This window comes from uncultured Tateyamaria sp. (genome assembly GCF_947487805.1).
In the GTDB taxonomy this organism is placed as follows: domain Bacteria; phylum Pseudomonadota; class Alphaproteobacteria; order Rhodobacterales; family Rhodobacteraceae; genus Tateyamaria.
Genome location: NZ_CANKXW010000005.1, coordinates 213,958 through 228,831, shown reverse-complemented (window position 1 = coordinate 228,831; position 14,874 = coordinate 213,958). Strand labels below are relative to the sequence as shown.

Below are 14,874 nucleotides of genomic sequence, written 5' to 3'. Positions count from 1 at the left end.
GCATATTTTTGGAACAATGAAGCTCCATGCATGATTGGCTGATCGAAAACCCTGAAATCCGCGCGATCCGTGTTGCGGCCTCTGACCTGAACGGCGTGGCGCGGGGCAAGCGGATGCCCGTGCGGTTTGCCGACAAGGTGACCGAAACGGGCACGCGGTTCCCAATGTCCGTTCTGAACCTCGATATCTGGGGCGAGGACATCGAGGACAGCCCGCTGGTCATGGAAAGCGGCGATCGGGACGGTGTGCTGCGCCCGACCGAGCGAGGGTTCATGCCGATGCCGTGGCTCGACACGCCCACGGGGTTGCTGCCGATCTGGATGTTTCACGAAGATGGGAGGCCCTTTGCAGGGGATCCGCGGCATGCACTGGCGGCAGTGCAGAAACGGTTCACGGACAGAGGGTTGACGCCCGTTGTTGCGGTGGAGCTTGAATTTTTCCTGATCGACGACGCGGGCAACCGGTTGCGCGTGCCGCCATCGCCCAGGTCCGGCAAGCGGCGGGTGGCGGGCGAGATCCTGTCGCTGCGCGCGCTTGATCAGTTCGATGCGTTTTTCACCGAGCTGTATGATGCGTGTGAGGCGATGGACATTCCCGCTGATACCGCCATTTCCGAGGCGGGACTGGGCCAGTTCGAGATCAACCTGATGCATCAGGCGGATGCATTGAAAGCCGCAGATGATGCCTGGCTGTTCAAGATGCTGGTCAAGGGGATGGCGCGCAAGCACGGGTTTGCGGCGTCCTTCATGGCCAAGCCCTATCCCGATTATTCCGGCAACGGGTTGCACATGCATTTCTCTGTGCTCGATGCCGCAGGCAACAACGTGTTCGATGATGGCACCGCGGCGGGGAGCGCCACCTTGCGCCACGCCATCCAGGGCTGTCTGGCCGGGATGCCGGGGGCGATGTTGATGTTTGCGCCGCATGCCAATTCCTATGCCCGTCTGGTGCCCGGTGCCCATGCGCCGACAGGGATTGCATGGGCCTATGAGAACCGCACGGCCGCGATCCGCGTGCCTTCCGGGCCACCTGTGGCGCGGCGGATCGAACATCGGTTGGCGGGGGGCGATGTGAACCCCTATCTGTCGGTCGCGGCTGTTCTGGGGGCCGCTTTGAACGGGATCGACGATGCGCTGGATCCGCCCCCGCCCATCACCGGCAATGCCTATGCGCAGGAGTTGCGTCAGGTTCCGAGCACATGGGCCGACGCCATCGACGCGTTTGAAAACAGCGCGGAGCTGGCCCGGATTTTCGCGCCCGAGCTGATCGCCAACATGGTCATGACCAAGCGGCAGGAGCTGCGCGAGATGGCCGAATTGAGCGAGGAGGAGCAAACGGAAATCTATCTCGACACGGTGTGACGCCCCCTTTATCAAAGGGGCGTAACCCTCAGGTGATCCATGAAAATCGGCATTTTGCAAACCGGTCATGCCCCCGACGAAGTGTTGGATACGATCGGTGACTATGACGCCATGTTCCATCGTCTTCTTGGCGGGCATGGCTTTGAATTTGAAACCTTCAACGTGGTTGATATGGAGTTTCCGGACGGACCCGACATCTGCGATGGCTGGTTGATCACCGGGTCACGGCATGGTGCCTATGAGGATCTGCCGTTCATCCCGCCGCTTGAGGATCTGATCCGCGCCGTGCATGGGGCGGACCGGCCGATGGTCGGGGTTTGTTTCGGCCATCAGATCATCGCGCAGGCCATGGGCGGCAAGGTCGTCAAGTTTGACGGCGGATGGCGCGTCGGGCGGACGGAATACGACCTGCACGGGCAGCCCGTTGCCCTGAACGCCTGGCATCAGGACCAGGTGGTCGAGGTTCCGGACGGGGCCGAGGTCATCGCATCCAACGACTTTTGCGAGAACGCGGCCCTTGTCTACGGAGATCGGATCTGGACCATACAGCCGCACCCTGAGTTCGGGGCCGAGATGGTCGAGGCACTGGCGACGTTCCGCGGCCCTGGCGTCGTGCCGGACGACCAGTTGGAAGCGGCGCGTGCGGCGCTGCCTGATCCGGTGGCCAATGTAACGATTGCGGCCCGGATGGCCGCTTTTTTGAAGCGCGAGGGCTGAACCATGCCAGATCCAATGATCCCCGATTTGCCGGACGCGGCCCGGCTCTATCTCGAAGGCAAGCGGCTGGACGAGGTTGAGTGCATTATCTCTGATCTGCCGGGTATCGCGCGCGGCAAGGCGGTGCCTGCATCCAAGTTCGCCCGGCAGGAGTTCTTTCACCTGCCTGACAGCATCTTTTACCAGACCATCACTGGTGACTGGGGCGAGGCGGCTGACGAAGACGGGTTCATCGAGAAGGACATGATCCTGCGCCCGGACATGAGCACGGCGACGGCGGCCCCATGGACGGGGGACTGGACGTTGCAGGTGATCCATGACGCGTTCGACCGCAAGGGCGTGCCGGTGCCGTTCAGCCCGCGCAATGTGCTCAAGCGGGTCGTGCAGATGTATCACGACAAGGGGTGGAAGCCGGTTGTCGCTCCGGAAATGGAGTTTTTCCTGATCGCGCGCAATCTTGATCCGGCGCAGGAGATCAAACCGATGGTGGGCCGGTCCGGCAGGCCCGCGGCCGCGCGGCAGGCCTATTCGATGACGGCGGTGGACGAGTTCGGGCCGGTGATCGACGACATCTATGATTTTGCCGAGGCGCAGGGGTTCGAAATCGACGGGATCACGCAGGAAGGCGGCGCAGGACAGCTCGAGATCAACCTGCGCCACGGCAATCCGGTAAAGCTGGCGGATGAGGTGTTTTATTTCAAACGTCTGATCCGCGAGGCAGCGCTGCGGCACGACTGTTTTGCCACTTTTATGGCGAAGCCGATCGCGAACGAACCCGGCAGCGCGATGCACATCCACCATTCGATCATCGACATGGAGACAGGTGAGAACCTGTTTGTGGGTCCGCAGGGCGGCGATACGGATGCGTTTTTCCACTTTATCGCCGGATTGCAGAACCATCTGCCCGCCGCGCTGGCAGTGATGGCCCCCTTCGTGAACAGCTATCGCCGCTATGTCAAAGACCACGCAGCGCCGATCAACCTGGCCTGGGGCCGCGACAACCGCACGACGGGCATTCGCATTCCCTTGTCGGACCTTAAGGCGCGGCGGGTGGAAAACCGGATCGCTGGCATGGATTGCAATCCCTATCTGGGGATCGCGGCGTCGCTGGCCTGTGGGTATCTGGGCCTGATCGAAGAGAAACGCCCGACCGCGCAGTTCCGCGGGGACGCCTATGAGGGGGATGGCGATATTCCCCGGGTGCTGGGGTCTGCGCTGGATCTGTTTGATGGAGCGACCGCATTGCACGAGGTGCTGGGGCCGGAATTTGCGCGGGTTTATTCCATTGTGAAACGGGCGGAATATGATGAATTCCTGCAAGTGATTTCCCCATGGGAGCGGGAGCATTTGCTGCTGAACGTCTGAGCGTCGTGCCGGCCCTGCGGGGCGCATATTTGTCGGAACAATGAAGATGAACCTGCTCTATGCCAATGACCGGGCCGCGATCTATCCCGACAGCTGGTATGCGGCGACGTCGGATATTCCGGCGCGGCGCCCTGCCCTGACGGGGGATGTGCGGGCGGATGTTTGTATCGTTGGTGCGGGTTATACCGGTCTGTCGGCGGCGCTGCATCTGGCGCAGGCGGGCCGCCGGGTTATCGTGCTGGAGGCTCATCGCGCGGGCTTTGGCGCGTCGGGGCGCAATGGCGGACAACTGGGCTCCGGGCAGCGGGTGGAGCAACCCTATCTGGAAAAGATGGTGGGGAGCGACCACGCGCGCCGCCTTTGGGATCTGGGGCAGGACGCCAAGGCGCTGGTCAAGGATCTGATCGCTGAGCACGGGATCGCGTGTTTCTTGCGGCCCGGCATTGCCTGGACGGCGGAAAGCGTCGGCGATGTTGACGATCTCAGGCAGTATGCGGATCACATGGGCACGCGGTATGATTACCCCGTCGAGGTGATGGACCGTGATGCGTTTCACGCGGTCTGTCCGTCGCCCGCTTATCACGGTGGGATCATCGATTGGGATGCCGCGCATCTGCACCCACTGCGTTTTGCCCTGGGGTTGGCGCGGGCTGCTGAAGCGGCGGGGGCCACGATTTTCGAAGGCAGTGCTGTGCGCGAAGTCGATCCGCAGGGGCGCGTGGTGGTGCGCACGGCAACGGGCACTGTAACGGCTGACCACCTGATCCTTGCCTGCAACGGATATCTGGGGCGACTGCATGGGCAGGTGGCGGCGCGGGTCATGCCGATCAACAACTTTGTCGCGGCCACGGCCCCTTTGGGCGACGATGCCGCGCGGGTGCTGGCGCGCGACATCGCCGTGTCCGACAGCCGGTTCGTGGTCAACTACTTTCGGCTGAGCCATGACGGGCGGTTGCTGTTCGGGGGGGGCGAAAGCTATGGCTACCGGTTTCCCCGCGACATCGCGGCGAAGGTGCGCAGACCGATGGTCGAGATATTTCCGCACCTCGCACAGGTGCCCATCGACTATGCCTGGGGCGGCACGCTGGCCATCACGATGAAACGCCTGCCGTATCTCGCGCGCATTGGGCCCACCATATTGACCGCGTCGGGATATTCCGGCCACGGGGTCGGCACCGCAACTCATGCGGGCCAACTGATGGCGCAGGCGATCCAGGGCCAGAGCGACGGGTTTGACACCATGGCTGCCATCCCCACCCTGCCCTTTCCCGGCGGGGCCACGATGCGCACGCCACTGCTGGCGCTGGCCATGACCTGGTACAGTCTGCGGGACCGGCTGGGCCTTTGACACCATTGCCATGACACGGCCTGTGACAGTGTGCCGTCACAAAAGCGTTTCTTTTTTCGCCCAACAGTTTTAGAAAACCAACAGCGATTCATAAGGGAATTGAAATATGACACTGCCGGACATGCACAGCGCCGAGGCGATCCCCCATGAGGCACGCGCGGAGATTGACCGCCTGCTCGCGTCGGGGGATCTGTTTCGCTACACCGCAGACAGCAACGCGCCCGTCACCTTGCTGGAGGCCGAGTTCGCGGAGCTGATGGGGTCGAGGTTTGCGCTGGCCGTATCCTCGTGTTCGGCGGCCTTGTTCCTGTCGCTCAAGGCGCTGGATCTGCCGCGGGATGCACGGGTGTTGATCCCCGGATTTACCTTTGCCGCTGTGCCGTCTGCGGTCCTGCACGCGGATTGCCTGCCCGTCCTGTGCGAGGTTGGCGGCAATTACCGCATCGACATGGATGATTTCATTGCCAAATTGCCCGACGTGCAGGCGGTGATCGTCAGCCACATGCGTGGCCATACCAGCGATATGGACGCCATCATGGCCCTGTGCAACGCCGCACAGATCCCGGTGATCGAGGATGCCGCACATTCGCTGGGCACCACGTGGAACGGGGAAAAGATCGGGACGCTGGGGCGGATCGGGTGCTTCTCCTTCCAATCGTACAAGATGATCAATGCCGGCGAGGGCGGGATCATGATCACGGACGATGCGGACCTCGTGGCGCGCGCCATCATCATGTCTGGCGCCTACGAGCACAATTGGAAGAAACATCCCGTACTTCAGGACGCCTTTGCCGCGCATCAGAACCAGTGGCCGCTGTATAATCTGCGCATGTCGAACCTGAGCGCCGCGGTGATCCGCCCGCAACTGCCCCATCTGGCCCACCGGGTTGAAGACGGGCGGCGCAACCACGACCATGTTGCAGACCTTCTGGCGCAGAGCCCGCGCGTGAACGTCCCCGCCCCGCTGCCGGGCGAAGTTCGCGCACCGGATTCGATCCAGTTCAACCTCGTGGATATGACGGACGCGCAGGTCAAAGCCTTTGTCGCGGCGGCGGGAGCAAATGGCGTGAAGGTGCAGGTTTTTGGCGCCAGCGCCGACAATGCGCGCGCATTCTGGAACTGGCAGTTTATCCCCGACCTGCCCGAGCTGCCTGCGACGCGCGCGATGCTGATGCGGGCCTGCGACGTGCGACTGCCCGTGCATCTGCCCATGCACACGCTGGACGCCGTAGCGGATGTTCTTTTGGACGCCATCGCCACGGCCACCACACAAAAGGCCGCGTGACGCACGCACTGATCCTTTGCGCATGGGCGCGGGTGCGCTAGCCTTCGGCTATGACTGATCTGAGCAAAGGCGCTGCTTTCATGGGCGGCGCGATCATCCCGATTGACGCCGCAGCCCTGCCCGTGACCGACTGGGGGCTGACCCATTCCGACATTGCCTATGACGTCGTGCCGGTCTGGCAAGGCGGGTTTTTTCGCCTTGATGACTATGTGGCGCGGTTCATCGCGTCGGTAACCACGGGCCGCTATGATATCGGGCTGGATCACGCGGGCATCTGCGACGCCCTGCACCGGATGGTGGCCGCATCCGGCCTGAGCGACGCCTATGTGGCGATGGTCGCCGCGCGCGGCCGCAACCCCGTGCAAAGCAGCCGTGATCCGCGCGATTGTGCCAACCACTTCTATGCGTGGTGCGTGCCTTATGTGCACATCGTCAAACCCGAGATTGCCGCCAAGGGCACATCTGTCTGGATCGCCAAATCCGTCCGCCGCATCCCCGCCGACAGTGTCGATCCCACGGTCAAGAACTACCATTGGGGCGATTTCACCTCCGGCCTGTTCGAGGCAAAGGACCGCGGCTTTGAAACCACGCTGCTGCTCGATCATGCAGGGCACATCACCGAAGGTCCGGGGTTCAACGTGTTTGCCGTCTTTGGGAGCCGTGTCGTGACGCCGGATGCGGGCGTGCTGCACGGCATCAGTCGGCGCACTGTGCTGGAGATGTGCAGCGAGGCGGCTTTGCAACCCGAGGTGCGCCCCCTGCCGCTGGAGGAATTCTGGGAAGCGGACGAGGTTTTCCTGTCCTCATCGGGCGGCGGTGTGATCCCGGTGGCGCGGGTGGACGACCGCCATTTTTCCAACGGCACCGCCGGGCCGGTGGCGACGCGGCTGCGCGCGCTCTATTTCGACTGGATCATGCGCCCGGATCACCGCACCCCGGTGATCCGGGCCTGAGACCGGACCCGAGACTGGACGGTCAGGACATCTTGGACAGTTTATCCTGAAGCTCGGCCAATTGTTTTTTGATAGCGTCGAGATCTTCGCCGTCGTCCTTGGCGTCGGACGCATCCGCGGCGCCCCCCGTCCAGCCGGAGGACAGACCGCCCGTCATGGCCTTCATGAATGCCTCTTGCTGCGCCTGCATCATCTCGAAACCCGGCATCTTGGCCATCGGGTTGATCGCGGTCATGTTCTCCATGACCTTGCTCTGGCCGTCGCGCAACATCTCAAAGGACGCTTGCAGGAACTGCGGCACCACGGACGCCCCACCGCCCATGTAGCTGCGCACCAAATCGTTCAGCACGTCCACCGGCAGAACGCTTTCGCCGCGGCTTTCGTGCTCGGCGATGATCTGCAACAGGTACTGCCGCGTCAGGTCATCCCCGGTCTTCAGATCAACGATCTGAACCTCGCGCCCGTCGCGGATAAAGCCCGAGATGTCCTCGAGCGTGACATAGTCGCTCGTCTCGGTGTTGTAGAGCCGTCGGCTGGCATAGCGTTTGATCAACAATGGTGCTGGTTTCTCGGTCACGTGCCTGTTCTCCCCGCCTGCGTGCTGCATTGCAGCTTAGGCGCAGGCGGACAAAAAAGAAAGCGTCACGCGCGTGTGTTCGAAACCGCGTCCCGTGGCGCGGAATCGGCATGCTGCCGCGCGGGTGAATACGGGGCCAGAGACTGGGCAATTGCCTTGGCCGCAGGGGTGGGTTCGAACTCCGGCACCATACGCCGCAGTTTGGATCCATCCACGCGGTGCGGGCGCTGCCAGAGATAGCGCATTTCCAGCACCTCGCGCATCAGCGGGGACCACAGCGCCATGATGCGCAACGCGACCCAGGGGAACCCGGTGAACAGCACATCCCGTCCCACGGCATCGGACACAAGCGCGCCCAGATCATCTCCGGTCAGGGTCATGCCCTCGAACCCGAACTCCTCGAACGATGCCATCTGGGCCCGCCGCGACGCCAGCATCGCCATCGCGCGGGCCATATCGGGCAGGTACGCCCACGCGTGGGGCAGATCGCGTGGTCCCGGATAGCTGAACTTACCCTCCCAGGCCTTGTGCGCCATGTGGCTGTCAAACCATGCGCCCGTCTTTTCGGCCTCTATGAAGTCACCGCCGCGCAACACAATCGTGCGCACGCCGCTGTCGCGGTAGGCCGTCTCCATCTGAATACGCAACCGCCCCTTGCGAGTGTCGCCCACATGGGCTGTGTCCTCGCACAGCCGTTCAGGCAGGACGGAGCCATAGGTGTAAACGTTGCCGGGGATCATCACAGTCGCACCACTGGCTTGCGCCGCAGAGATGACCGCGCGCGTGATCGCGGGCAAAACGCGCGCCCAGTGGTGGTAGGGCGGATTGATTGCGTTCACGATGACGTCGTGGCCCATACACGCGTCCGCCAGCGCGGCGCTGTCCGTGACATCGACGGTCACATGGCGCGTGGCCGGTGGCGTGGGCCACGACCGCGCGAGGGCCGTGACATCCCACCCCTGTTGGCCGAACGCATCTACAGCGGCGCGGCCGAATCGCCCGTTTGCGCCGAGGACGATGACTGATGGCATGGGGAATCTCCTTTTGATCCGTTTGATGGGGTCACTCTATGCCATTCAATATTGCAGGTCATTTGTCATAGTTTGACATCTATCATTCAAAAATGAATAGATAACCCATGACGATCCCTGACTGGTCCCAAATCCAATCCTTCGTGGCTGTGGCTGAAAACGGCTCTCTCTCTGCGGCGGCGCGCGCGCGACAGAGCAGCCAACCCACGCTCAGCCGCCATATCGCGCAACTCGAAACCACACTGGGCGCGCGTCTGTTCGATCGCAGCCGTGGTGGTATGGCGTTAACCCGCGCGGGCACAGAGCTGTTGGAACATGCGGGGCAAATGGCGGATGCGGCGGCGCGGATGTCGATGCTTGGCACTGCGACCAACCTTGGCGGGACCGTGCGCGTCACCGCCAGCCAGGTGGTCGCGACCTTCACCTTGCCCCCGATCCTGGCCGCGCTGCGGCAGGCGCATCCCGACATCTCGGTGGAGCTGGTGGCCTCCGACAGCACCGAAAACCTGCTGCGTCGCGAGGCCGACATCGCCGTGCGCATGTACCGCCCCACCCAGAATGACGTGATTGCCCGCCATGTGGGTGACCTGCCCATTGGGGCCTATGCCAGCCACGCCTATATCGCGCGCCGCGGCATCCCCGACACGGTCGAGGCGTTTCGCAGCCATGACATCATCGGATATGACTGCAGCACGTTGATCATCGAGGGCATGGCCAAGGTGGGCGTGCACGTGACGCCCGACTTCTTTGCGTTTCGCTGCGATGACCAGGTGGTCTCGTGGCAGATGGTGCGGGCGGGATGCGGCATCGGCTTCGGGCAGGTGCCTGTGGGCGATAACGATCCGGACGTCGCGCGGATTCTGCGCGACACCCCCATTGCAAGCCTGCCGATCTGGTTGACGGCACATCCCGAACTACGCAGCACGCCGCGCATCCGGCGCGTTTACGATTGGTTGGCCGACGCATTGGCGAAGCCGGGCAAGAAAAAAGCGGGCCCATAGGGGCCCGCCAAAGTCATCACGCCAGTTCAGGGAGGAAATGAGGCGCGATATCTCGTGTAAGACTTACTTCGCAGCTGCTTTCTTGGCGGCTGCTGTCATGTCGCCTGTCGCTTTTTTCACGGCGGCGGATGCGTCTTCGCTCATGTCTTTGCCAGCGGCCATCATCAGTTCCACGGTGTCCATCTGCACTTTCTTGGCAACTTCAGCGAAGGCAGCCATGTGCTCGGCGGTCACTTCGGCATAGGCCGATGCGAAATCGGTCATTGCTTTGGCATAGTCGGCAGGCTCGGCTTTCGCCTTGGAGATGTCGGCCAGTTTCGACAGGGTCTCTTTTGTCCACTTGGACGAGATTTCAGTCGATTTCTCGGCTGCGTCTATGGCAACTGTGCTCAGTTTCTCGTTCAGCGATGTCGCTGTTTTGAATGCGTCTTCCATCGCGGCTGTGTCGACGGGGAACGAACCCATAACGTCTTTGAACATCGCGGTCATGTCAGGTGTCTTGGCCATTGTCTTCAATCCTTTTGCGTCGCTGCGGGAACATCCCGCGTTTCTGCGTCTGCAAACAAGATAGATGCTGCGCCGCAGCATTTCAAGACAAATGCTGCACTGCGGCAAAATATCCTGACCCAAGGGAAAGGTGATGTAATTTCAGGGCTTTGCCTTGACGGCCACGTATGTGCCGGGCGCATCGCACAGCACCGGATGCTCCGAATCCCCCGGCGTGCGGGCCGGAACCTGCGCGCCGCCGCGCTTTTTGATCCACCTGCCCCAGCGCGGCCACCAGGACCCTTCGTGGAACTTGGCACCCTCCAGCCAGTCGGCATGGTCGAGGCCCAGATCATCATTGGTATAGTGGCCGTACTTGTTCTTGCTCGGCGGGTTCACGATGCCCGCGATATGGCCCGACTGGGTCATGATGAACGTCCGGTCCTTGGACCCCATCTGCTGCACCCCGCGGTAACAGTCCTTCCACGGCGCGATGTGATCGGTCTCGCAGGCGATGGCACACAAGGGCACATCGATGTCGCCCAGTTCCAGATGATGCCCCATCAGGTCAAAGCCGCCCGTTGCCAATTCGTTGCGCTGGCACAGGCCGCGCAGATACTGCATCGCCATCTTGCCCGGCAGGTTGGCCCCATCGCCGTTCCAATAGAGCAAGTCAAAGGCCGGTGGCGTTTCGCCCATCATATAGCTTTTGATCGCAGGCGTGTAGACGAGGTCGTTGGACCGCAAGAAGGTGAAAGTCCGCGCCATGATCACCGACGGCAAAATGCCCTTGGCCTCGGTCTCTGCCTCGATCCCGTCAATGAAGTCATCGGTCAGGAATGGCGCGAATTCACCCTGATCGCCGAAATCCGTCAGCGCGGTAAAGAACGTGGCCGACTTGATCGACTTGTCCTTGCGCTGTTTGAGCAGGCTGAGCGTCAGCGACAGCGTGGTGCCCGCAATGCAATAGCCGATCGCGTTGACCTGCTTTTCACCACAGATCGCCTTGGCCTCGCGGATCGCGGTCAGGTACCCGTCCTCGATATAGTCCTCGAGACCCACATCGGCATAGGCCGCATCCGGGTTGACCCAGCTGACCACGAACAGGGTGTGGCCCTGATCCACGATCCACTTCACCAGGCTGTTCTGTTGCTTGAGGTCGAGAATGTAGAATTTGTTGATCCACGGCGGAAACAGCACGATGGGCGTCTTGTGCACGGTTTCGGTGGTCGGCGTATACTGGATCAGCTCCATCATCTTGTTGCGGAACACGACCTTGCCCGGCGTGGTGGCGATATTGCCGCCCAGTTCGAACGCCTTGTCATCGGCCAGTTTGACGATCAATTCGCCATTATTGGCTTCGAGGTCGGAAATCAGGTTCTCCAGCCCCTGCACCAGCGACAGTCCTTCGGTCTCCACCGCCTTTTCCAGCGCGTCCGGATTGGTGGCCAGGAAATTCGTGGGGCTCATCATGTCGACGATCTGGCGCGAAAAGTAGGCCAGCCGCTTTTTCTCCAGCGGGTCCAGATCGCTGACGTCATCCACGGCCTGCTGCACGGCGTCCGCGTTGATCAGGTATTGCTGTTTGACATAGTTGAAATAGGGGTGCGTGTCCCAAAGCGGGTTGGCAAAGCGCCGGTCCTTGGGGCCGGGATCGGCCGGGGCCTGCAACTTGCCGGAGGCCAGCGCCTGCTGTGCCTCCACGAAATGGGTCACCGACTTGGACCAGAACTGCAACTGGTGCTCCAGCACCTTTGCCGGTTCGCGAAACGCCTCGTGCCAATAGGCGGTGGCAGCCTTGGCGAACAATTCCTGATTCGGGCCGTCCAGCGCCGTGTTGTGCGTGCTGCGGTGCGTCAAAACCTGCGTGAGTCGCTGGGTCAACTCCTCAACTTTACGAAGATTTGCGTTCAATTTGTCGAGGTTTTCGCCCGACACAGCACCAGCGGTTGTGTCATTGGTTGTCATATTAACATCTTCCTCGTAGTCTTCGCACATGCAGCATCCGCAGATTTACGGATGCGGCGTATGTATGGTCGCATGTTTCAGGGCGCAAAGCGACAAACCGTCCGACGTGGAAACATATCCGCGCGGGCCAACCGGGTACGAAGGAACTGTTATGCGCTATATGGTCAGTTACGATCTGATGGAAACCATGCGGAACACCAATCAATGGTTGGGTGCGACCGCGCAGGCCATTGGGGCCTATCCCGCCTTTTCCATGGTCCCGAACCCCGCGATGCAGTGGATGCGCGCCTGGGGCGAGGTGACGGAACGCACGTTCCAGCGCATGGTGGTCAAGCCCGATTGGGGCATCCCCACCCTGAGCGCCGAAGACGGCAAGGACCACATCGTCAAGATCGACGTGGTTGTGCCGGGCGATTTCGGCGATTTGATCCATTTCAACGTGACGGGTCGCACACCGCGCAAGCGCAAGGTGCTGCTGGTGGCACCGATGTCCGGCCACTACGCGACGCTTCTGCGCTCTACCGTCATCTCGCTGATGCAGGATTGCGAAGTCTACGTGACCGACTGGCACAACGCCCGCGACATTCCCGTCAGCGCAGGAAAGTTCGACGTTGAGGATTACACGCTCTACCTCGTCGACTACATGCGCCACATGGGTCCCGACACCCATGTGATCGCCGTGTGCCAACCGGCCCCCCTGACGCTGGCGGCCACCGCATACCTTGCCGAAGAAGACCCCGACGCACAGCCACGGTCGCTGACCCTGATCGGCGGGCCGATTGACCCGGACGCAAATGCCACCGACGTGACCGATTTCGGGCGCCGTGTGACCATGGGCCAGCTCGAAGAGATGATGATCCAACGGGTCGGCTTCAAATATCCCGGCGTTGGCCGCAAGGTCTATCCCGGCCTCCTGCAACTGGCATCCTTCATGTCGATGAACGGGGAAAAACATTCCAAGGCCTTCACCGACCAAATCAGCGCCGTGGCGCGCGGCGATGCGGGTGATCATGACAAGCACAACACGTTCTACGACGAATACCTCGCCGTGATGGACATGACGGCGGAGTTCTACCTGTCGACCGTGGACCGGATCTTCAAACGCGCCGAGATTGCCAAGAACGCGTTTACCGTGAATGGCAAGCGCGTCGATATCGGCAAGATCACGACCGTCGCCGTCAAAACGGTCGAAGGGGCGAATGACGATATCTCGGCCCCCGGCCAATGCGTGGCGGCGCTGGATCTGTGCACCGGCCTGCCCGACAGCAAAAAGGCCAGCCATGTGGAACCCGGCGCCGGTCACTACGGGATCTTTGCCGGGCGCAGCTGGCGCAACAATATCCGTCCGCTCGTGATGGATTTCATCGACGCCAATTCGCCCAAGCCGGGCAAGAAGGCCGCGAACAAGAACGCGGCGGCCTGAGGCCATGGCAGGCGTCGATCTGCCCTTTGCCTGTGATTGCGGAAAACTGCGCGGCACGCTGTTGGGCGTGTCGCCACAGAACGGCACCCGCGCCGAATGCTATTGCCACGATTGCCGCGCGACCGAGCTTTATGCCGGGCAACCCGATCCCGCGCCCGGCGGCGTGCAACTCTATCAGACGGTGCCCGACCGGGTGAGATTTGATGCGGGGGAGGATCAGCTGGCGGTGTTCTCCCTCTCGGACAAGGGCCTCTTGCGCTGGCAGGCCCGGTGCTGCGGCGCGGTCCTGTTCAACACGATGCGCACGCCCAAGGTGTCATTTGCCTCCTTCCGCACCGACCGGCTGGAGGATCCAGCCCCTCTTGGCCCGGTCAAGGCGCGCGCCTTTGTGCGCAAGCCCAATGGCAAGCGCGGACATGAGGGTGGGTGGACGTTTCTGATGGGATTTGCTGGGCGCGCGCTGTCGCGCCGTTTGATGGGCCGTTGGAAAAACACACCATTCTTTGACGCCAGCACCGGCAAACCTGTTCGCGAGATCCACGTGGTGACCGATGCGGAACGCGCGGGACTATATCCCGGCACACCCAACCAAACCTGACCTCAGCGCAGCACCAAGGGCTGCCGCATCCAGTCGCGGATCGCCTGTGTGGTTTCGTCCGGCATCTCAAGTGTCGGCAGGTGACCGGCATGGTCCAGCACCCGCAATTCCGCGCCATGGATCAGCTCTGCCATGAACGTGTGGCGTTTGACCGGGCACAGCGCGTCATGGGCACCGCACAGGATCATGGTCGGCACCCGGCACTTGCGCAACGTCCCCTGCTGATCGCGGCGACGTTGCAGGGCGCGTGACTGCCGTATGAAAACGTCGGGGCCCAACGCCTCGGCCATGTCCATCACCAGATCGAGGATCTCGTTGCGATAGGGGCCGGGGGCCAGGTAATTCGGCTTCATCTCTTCGCGCATCACATCGGCCATACGGCCCGTGCGCACCTTGACGATCTGCGGCTCGCGCGCGGCGGCGACCTGTGGGGTTTCGGCCAGCGGGTTGGTGTCCATCAAGGCCAGCCGCGTGATCCGGTCCGGCGCACGGCGCAGCAATTCCATCGCCACGATGCCGCCCATCGACAACCCTGCGAGCGCGAACCGTTGCGGCAACTCGTCCAGCAGACCGCTGGCAATTTCCTCGATCCGTTCGCCGCGCGTCACGGGCGACACCATGACGGAAAAGTCGGCCGACAACGCCGCAATCTGCGGCCCAAAGAGCCGCGCGTCACACATCATACCGGGTAGAAATACCAGAGGCTCAGCCATGCCTCTGCCCTGCGTTTACCGCCATCTGCCGCCTGCCGTTTTTTCAGC

14 protein-coding genes are annotated in these 14,874 nt (G+C 62.1%); 9 read left to right on the top strand and 5 right to left on the bottom strand.

Annotated elements, in window-relative coordinates; all coding sequences use genetic code 11:
- Nucleotides 1–26 precede the first annotated feature (26 nt).
- The 6 genes from Q0949_RS14040 to Q0949_RS14015 all read left to right on the top strand — a co-directional run bounded on the left by Q0949_RS14040 (nucleotide 27) and on the right by Q0949_RS14015 (nucleotide 7,029).
- Complete coding sequence (locus Q0949_RS14040; protein ID WP_299373377.1) at nucleotides 27–1,361, top strand: glutamine synthetase family protein; 1,335 nt, start codon at nucleotides 27–29, stop codon at nucleotides 1,359–1,361.
- Nucleotides 1,362–1,400: 39 nt separating this feature from the next.
- Nucleotides 1,401–2,078: a type 1 glutamine amidotransferase gene (locus Q0949_RS14035; RefSeq protein WP_299373375.1), complete on the top strand. Its 678-nt coding sequence runs from the start codon at nucleotides 1,401–1,403 to the stop codon at nucleotides 2,076–2,078.
- 3 nt (nucleotides 2,079–2,081) lie between these two features.
- A complete protein-coding gene (locus Q0949_RS14030; protein ID WP_299373373.1) occupies nucleotides 2,082–3,443 on the top strand; it encodes a glutamine synthetase family protein in 1,362 nt (453 codons plus the stop codon).
- Nucleotides 3,444–3,483: 40 nt separating this feature from the next.
- Complete coding sequence (locus Q0949_RS14025; RefSeq protein ID WP_299373372.1) at nucleotides 3,484–4,791, top strand: FAD-binding oxidoreductase; 1,308 nt, start codon at nucleotides 3,484–3,486, stop codon at nucleotides 4,789–4,791.
- Nucleotides 4,792–4,897: 106 nt separating this feature from the next.
- Nucleotides 4,898–6,076: a DegT/DnrJ/EryC1/StrS family aminotransferase gene (locus Q0949_RS14020; RefSeq protein ID WP_299373370.1), complete on the top strand. Its 1,179-nt coding sequence runs from the start codon at nucleotides 4,898–4,900 to the stop codon at nucleotides 6,074–6,076.
- Between the two features lie 50 nt (nucleotides 6,077–6,126).
- A complete protein-coding gene (locus Q0949_RS14015) occupies nucleotides 6,127–7,029 on the top strand; it encodes an aminotransferase class IV (RefSeq protein ID WP_299373368.1) in 903 nt (300 codons plus the stop codon).
- A 22-nt stretch (nucleotides 7,030–7,051) separates the two neighbouring features.
- Here the strand turns inward: Q0949_RS14015 and phaR are convergent, their stop codons facing one another.
- Both phaR and Q0949_RS14005 read right to left on the bottom strand, forming a co-directional pair.
- Complete coding sequence (gene phaR / locus Q0949_RS14010) at nucleotides 7,052–7,606, bottom strand: polyhydroxyalkanoate synthesis repressor PhaR (protein WP_299373366.1); 555 nt, start codon at nucleotides 7,604–7,606, stop codon at nucleotides 7,052–7,054.
- 65 nt (nucleotides 7,607–7,671) lie between these two features.
- Nucleotides 7,672–8,637, bottom strand: coding sequence for an NAD(P)H-binding protein (locus tag Q0949_RS14005; RefSeq protein ID WP_299373364.1), 966 nt, complete (start codon nucleotides 8,635–8,637; stop codon nucleotides 7,672–7,674).
- Nucleotides 8,638–8,744: 107 nt separating this feature from the next.
- Between Q0949_RS14005 and Q0949_RS14000 the strand changes: the two genes are divergently transcribed.
- On the top strand, nucleotides 8,745–9,638 hold the full coding sequence (locus Q0949_RS14000; RefSeq protein ID WP_299373362.1) for a LysR family transcriptional regulator: 894 nt from the start codon (nucleotides 8,745–8,747) through the stop codon (nucleotides 9,636–9,638).
- A gap of 63 nt (nucleotides 9,639–9,701) precedes the next feature.
- On the opposite strand, the gene Q0949_RS13995 is transcribed toward Q0949_RS14000, so the two are convergent.
- Nucleotides 9,702–10,145 (bottom strand): phasin family protein, encoded by a 444-nt coding sequence (locus Q0949_RS13995; protein ID WP_299373360.1) that lies wholly within the window; start codon nucleotides 10,143–10,145, stop codon nucleotides 9,702–9,704.
- 141 nt (nucleotides 10,146–10,286) lie between these two features.
- On the bottom strand, nucleotides 10,287–12,092 hold the full coding sequence (gene phaC / locus Q0949_RS13990) for a class I poly(R)-hydroxyalkanoic acid synthase (RefSeq protein WP_299373358.1): 1,806 nt from the start codon (nucleotides 12,090–12,092) through the stop codon (nucleotides 10,287–10,289).
- 151 nt (nucleotides 12,093–12,243) lie between these two features.
- Here phaC and phaZ point away from each other — a divergent pair, with 151 nt between their 5' ends.
- Both phaZ and Q0949_RS13980 read left to right on the top strand, forming a co-directional pair.
- Nucleotides 12,244–13,515: a polyhydroxyalkanoate depolymerase gene (gene phaZ, locus Q0949_RS13985; protein WP_299373356.1), complete on the top strand. Its 1,272-nt coding sequence runs from the start codon at nucleotides 12,244–12,246 to the stop codon at nucleotides 13,513–13,515.
- Nucleotides 13,516–13,519: 4 nt separating this feature from the next.
- A complete protein-coding gene (locus Q0949_RS13980; RefSeq protein WP_299373355.1) occupies nucleotides 13,520–14,113 on the top strand; it encodes a DUF6151 family protein in 594 nt (197 codons plus the stop codon).
- A 2-nt stretch (nucleotides 14,114–14,115) separates the two neighbouring features.
- Here Q0949_RS13980 and Q0949_RS13975 read toward each other — a convergent pair whose 3' ends face one another.
- Nucleotides 14,116–14,826, bottom strand: coding sequence for an alpha/beta fold hydrolase (locus Q0949_RS13975; RefSeq protein ID WP_299373353.1), 711 nt, complete (start codon nucleotides 14,824–14,826; stop codon nucleotides 14,116–14,118).
- Between the last annotated feature and the right edge of the window lie 48 nt (nucleotides 14,827–14,874).